The sequence below is a fragment of the Actinomycetota bacterium genome, assembly GCA_030776725.1.
GTDB lineage: Bacteria > Actinomycetota > Nitriliruptoria > Nitriliruptorales > JAHWKO01 > JAHWKW01.
Genome location: JALYHG010000087.1, coordinates 1 through 5,090, shown reverse-complemented (window position 1 = coordinate 5,090; position 5,090 = coordinate 1). Strand labels below are relative to the sequence as shown.

Here is a 5,090-nt window from a genome sequence, read left to right as displayed (position 1 = left end):
GGCGTGCAGGGCCTGGATCAGGACGGTGGTCCTCAACGAGGGGGGCGGGAGAGCCGCGTTTTCCGTACCGTCGAGGCGAACCACGATGTTGACCAGGAAGGTCGTTCATTCGCTCCTGGTGCAGGATCTCTACCCGTCGCGGTAGGGGATCACTTTGATCGTCGAGCCGGCAGCGGTCGCCCGTTCATGCGCCACGCGGTGCGTTGCCGCTCCAGGTCTTCGGGGGCTTCTGCCGCTTGGTCATGACCAACACCTATTCAAACCAACGTTCGGATGCTACCAGGGGTATCATCCATACCGGAGAGCCGAGCGTGGGGATCGACTTGTCCAGCTAAGGCTCGTCCCAGCCGCCAGCTTCAGTCACCCCGGCCTCCTGATCAGTGAGCCACCACTCCATCCATCCGATGATCCGCTCCCCTCGGTCGATGACTTCTTCGATCGCCTCCACTTGAACGAAGCCCTCCGTTTCGGGGTCCAGCATCCCCACGGGGAAGTGATCGGCGCGAGCGCGCGCAGCGGCGTGTTCTGCTGATGACACAACACCAATTCGCGGGGTGAGGCTCGCCGAGTCCGTAACGCCGCGGCGCGCTCGAAACGTTGCGCCGCTTCGAGATTTTGTCACCGTCACGCTAAGCCGGTGCGTCCTGACGGTGAGATCGGCGAGGCGATTGTGGACACGTGCCAGACGGATGTCCAGAAGGTCCTTCTCGACCGCCTGTTCGAGTTCCGCGAGGGTCGTGAGGGTGACGTTACTCCCAGCGGCAGCCTCGTAGGCGCCTGATTGAAAACCTTGCTCGTTTAGGAGAAACCCTCGGTCGGCGCCTAGATCATTGACGATGGTCCGCAGCGTCAGGACCTTTTCCTTCGGTACCTTGGCATCCCAGTGCTTGCACTCGATGACCCATCGCGTGAAGCCGCCAAAGCGATCCGACAGGGCCCAAACATCGACCTCGTGACGAGTCCGCACGCCCTGAACATCGGCGTGGACCTCAACGGTCCAGCCGAGCTGCCGGAAGAAGTCGGCGACCCTTTCTTCATACTCCCGCCACGACACGGACGGGACGGTAACAGCGCCCGCACGAGCCTAGCAACGGCGGCGCAAGCGCAGGGGCCTCGTGCTCGACGGGAGGTCGCGCGGCGGTCAGGGATGTCTGTTCCTCGCAGCGGCCTGGGCGAACGCGGCCCAGTCCCGCGGAGTGGTGGAAGTGAGGGTGTGATCCCAGCATGCTGCCGGGCCGTTAGGCGGCGGGCAGCTACTCGCGGGATGCGAAAAGTGAAGGTTCGTCCCTGACGAACTTGCCGGATCCGACCCGGTGGCCCAGGCGCCGGCATGCAGCGCCGTGCCAACGCTTTGCTAACGCCCGCGACGCCACGTCCCGCGACGTCGCATAACCAGCCGTCACGAAGCCCCAGATCAGGCGCAACAGGACGGCACGGGGCGATGTCCGTTATCACCCGGGTCATCAAAGTCTGGTCCTGCGTCGTGAGGACGCCCCTGCATGATCAATAGGGGTGGCGTCAACACAGGTGCTTCATGAGCTCGACCTGCATAGGCTGGGTGGGGGTCACGATGGCGGACGCGACGCGTGGGGCGCAACGGGTGTCGGCCGAGGACGGCCCGGTCGTCGGGGTTGCGGCCGCCGGGTCGGGCCATGTCGACGGGGTGTGCGGACCGGTTGGGCTGCCGGTGGCGGTCTCGATCCTGGTGGGCCGGGAGCAGGAGCGGGCCGAGGTCGCTGAACTTGTGGCGGAGACGCGCCTGGTCACCCTGACCGGCTCGGGGGGCTGCGGGAAGACCCGGCTGGCCCTGGAGGTGGCACACGATATGGCACCCGGGTTCGAGCACGGGGCCTGTTGGGTGGAGCTGTCGGGGGTGGGCCGTCCCGGTTCGGTCGCCCAGGCGCTCGCGGATGCGGTCGGTCTCCGTGAGGAGCCCGGGCGAGCGCTGGTCGACACGTTGATCGCCAAGCTGCGTGTCCGCCACGGTCTGGTGGTTCTCGACAACTGTGAGCACGTGGTCGGGGCCTGCGCGACGCTGGTGGGCGAGCTGCTGCGGTCGTGCCCGCGCGTGACCGTGTTGGCGACCAGCCGTGAGCCGTTGGCGATCGACGGGGAAACGACCTGGCAGGTCCCCCCGCTGCGGGTGCCCGACCCGCAGGCGCGGTCGGCCGACACGGTCGTGGCGGCGGATGCGGTGGCCCTGTTCGAAACGCGGGCACGTCAGGTCCGGCCCGACTTTGTTGTCACCGATGACAACGCTGCTGCCCTGGGGGAGATCTGCCGACGTCTGGACGGGATCCCTCTTGCAGTCGAGCTCGCCGCAACGCGGATGCGGGTGCTCTCGCCGATGCAGATCGCCGCGGGGTTGTCGGACCGGTTCCGGCTGTTGACCGGCGGGGGCCGTCGCGCTCCGACGCGGCAACACACGTTGGAGGCGTCGGTGGAGTGGAGCTTCGGGCTGCTCTCAGACGCCGAACGGTTGGCGTTGGCACGCCTGTCGGTCTTCGCCGGCACCTTCGACATCGATGCCGCGGAGGCGGTCGTGGCCGGATCCGACATCGACGAGGCGCAGGTGCTCGACCTCGTCGGCGCGCTGGCCGACCGTTCGCTGCTGCAGGTCGGCGAGCACGACGGTCGGGCGCGCTACCGGCTGTTGGAGACGATCCGGTTGTTCGCACAGGAACGGCTGGCCGAGCTCGACGACCCCGCTCGCGTGCGTGACCGCCACCTGGACTTCTTCATCGGGCTGGCCAACCGGGCGCAGGCCGGGCTGGACGGCCCGGATGCCGCGGCGTGGAACGCACGGCTGGCTGCCGACCTGGCCGATCTGCGCGCCGCGATGGCGTGGGCGGTCGACTCGGGTCGTCCGGTGGCGGTGCTGGACATCGCCGAACCGACCCGGCGGTTCTGGTTTGACCGGAGCCGCTACTCGGAGATGGTGCGCTGGTTGCGGGCGGCCGTGGACTCCCCGGCAGCCACCGACACCGACCGGGCCCGAGGGCTTGCCACCGCGAGCCTGGTGATCGCCGGCAGTGGCCATACCGCGAGCGCGTACGGCTTCGCCGACCGGGCGGTCTCGGTGGCACGGGCCCTCGACGTCGACGACACCCTCGCCCTGGGTCTTGCCCTCCGCGCCTCCACAGGCCTTTGGTCAGGGCTGGCGACCAGCGACACGAGCACCGCCGACGCTGAGCAGGCGGTGGCGCTGGCCGCACGGCTCGAGGACGACGCCACCCGCATCCTCGTCCTAGCCTTCGCCGGCGTCACCGCCTGCGATGGACGCTCGCTCAGGGAGGGTGTGGAGCTGCTCGAGCAGACCGTGGCGGCTTGCGAAGACGCCGGGGTCAGCTTCACCCGCCCGACCGCACAAGCCCAGCTGGGGGCGTACCTGCTGTTCTCCGGCGAGTTCGACCGCGCCCGCGAACACACACAGCAGGGCCTCGCCTGGGCCCGGCGGATCGATCGACCCGGCTGGGAAGCCTACGCCTTGGCGGTGCTCGCCGCCGCTGACCTGTTCGTGGGTGACATCGACACCGCGGCAGAGCATGGAGCCGACGCCGAGGCGCTGCTGCGCGCACGAAGCCTGTCGCCGAACGTGTTTGAGTTGCTCATCGGCCGCTGGACGGTTCTCGTGGCGTACGGCTTGGGCGAAACCGACAAAGCCCGCCGGGCCGCCGAAGCGCTGCGTCGTGCCGCCCGAGAGCGGGGCACCCGGCTGGATGAGGCGTGGGCGATGTGGCTGCTCGGGCTGGTCGCCCTGGCCGAGCCGCGACCCGATGACGCCAGGGAGCACCTCGAAAAGTGCCGGCAGCTGTCGGTCGACCCGCGCTACCCGTTCACACTCGGGCGGGCGCTGGTCGGGCTCGCCGGTCTCGACGGCGACCCCGAGGACGCGTGGGAGCTGGCCCACGAGGGTCTCGAGGTGCTGGCCGACGCCGGGGACCGGCTTGGTGCGGTCGAGGCGTTGGAGGCCGTCGCCGTCCTGTGCGTAGCACGCGACCAACCCGACCAGGCGCTGCGGCTGCTCGCCGCCGCCGAGCGGTTCCACGACGACACCGGCATCGTCCGGCTCCCGGTGCAAGCCGAGCGGGCTGAGCGGCACACCGCTGCCGCCCGGGCGCAGCTCGACCCGGACGACGCCGAGGCGTACTGGGCCGAGGGGACACAGCTGTCCCTGGATGAGGCGGTCGCCTACGCGCGCCGCGGGAGGGGTGAGCGCGCACGTCCGCAGGTCGGCTGGGCGGCGCTGACCCCCACGGAGCGTGAGATCGTGCGGCTCGTCGCGGAGGGGCACACCAACGCCGAGATCGGCGAACGCGTGTTCGTCAGCATCCACACCGTCAAGAAGCACCTCTCCCACGTCTACGCCAAGGTCGGCCTCGACGGCCGCGCCGAGCTGGTCGCCGTGGCTGCCCGCCGCGACCTGTGACCCGCCGCGACGCCCGCCAGAGGTAGCCGGCGGGGTCGGGAGAAGTAGCCGACCGGCTGATGTTCTCGCTCGGGTGAGCCGCCACGGTTGCGGTATCGAGGCCATCGATCAGGAGCGACCACCATGACAGCTGACCGGATCCACCGGGCCGTCTCCGCCGACGGCACCGAGATCGCCGGACGAGTGCAGGGACAGGGGCCACCGCTGGTCCTGGTCCACAGCCCGGTTCACGACGGCGACATCGCCTGGGAGGCGCTTTTGCCCCACCTCACCGACCGGTTCACCTGCTACCTGCCAAGCCTCCGTGGTCGAGGATTGTCGGGCGACAACCCGGACCACTCGCCCCCACGTTCCCATTTCCAGGAGGACGTCAACGCGTTCGTCGACAGCGTCGGCGAACCGGTTTACCTGATGGGCTGGTCGGACGGCGGTTCGCTGGCGCTTGGTGCGGCCGTTCACAGTGACGCGGTGGCCGCCGTGGCCGCCTATGAACCCGCTGTGTGGACCTTGATGCGAGAAGACGACCTCGCCCGGTTCGGCGCCACGGTCGAGCAGTGGAGTGAGGCGACTGCCGACGGCCGGCTCCTCGACGCGGCCCACATCTTCCACCACTTCGTCTGCACCGACAACGAGTTCGCTGCCCTGGATGCGGACTACCTCG

3 protein-coding genes are annotated in these 5,090 nt (G+C 69.2%); 2 read left to right on the top strand and 1 reads right to left on the bottom strand.

Translation table 11 applies throughout. The features are described from left to right. Positions 1 to 331: 331 nt before the first annotated feature. Entirely contained in the window at positions 332 to 1,054 is a 723-nt protein-coding gene (locus M3N57_03965) for a restriction endonuclease (protein MDP9021853.1), read from the bottom strand. A gap of 480 nt (positions 1,055 to 1,534) precedes the next feature. Between M3N57_03965 and M3N57_03960 the strand changes: the two genes are divergently transcribed. Both M3N57_03960 and M3N57_03955 read left to right on the top strand, forming a co-directional pair. Beyond that, the gene (locus tag M3N57_03960) at positions 1,535 to 4,429 is read left to right on the top strand and encodes a LuxR C-terminal-related transcriptional regulator (GenBank protein MDP9021852.1); all 2,895 of its coding nucleotides are present in this window, start codon (positions 1,535 to 1,537) and stop codon (positions 4,427 to 4,429) included. Between the two features lie 123 nt (positions 4,430 to 4,552). Then, positions 4,553 to 5,090: alpha/beta hydrolase (locus M3N57_03955; GenBank protein MDP9021851.1), on the top strand; the 538-nt coding region annotated here is incomplete at its 3' end.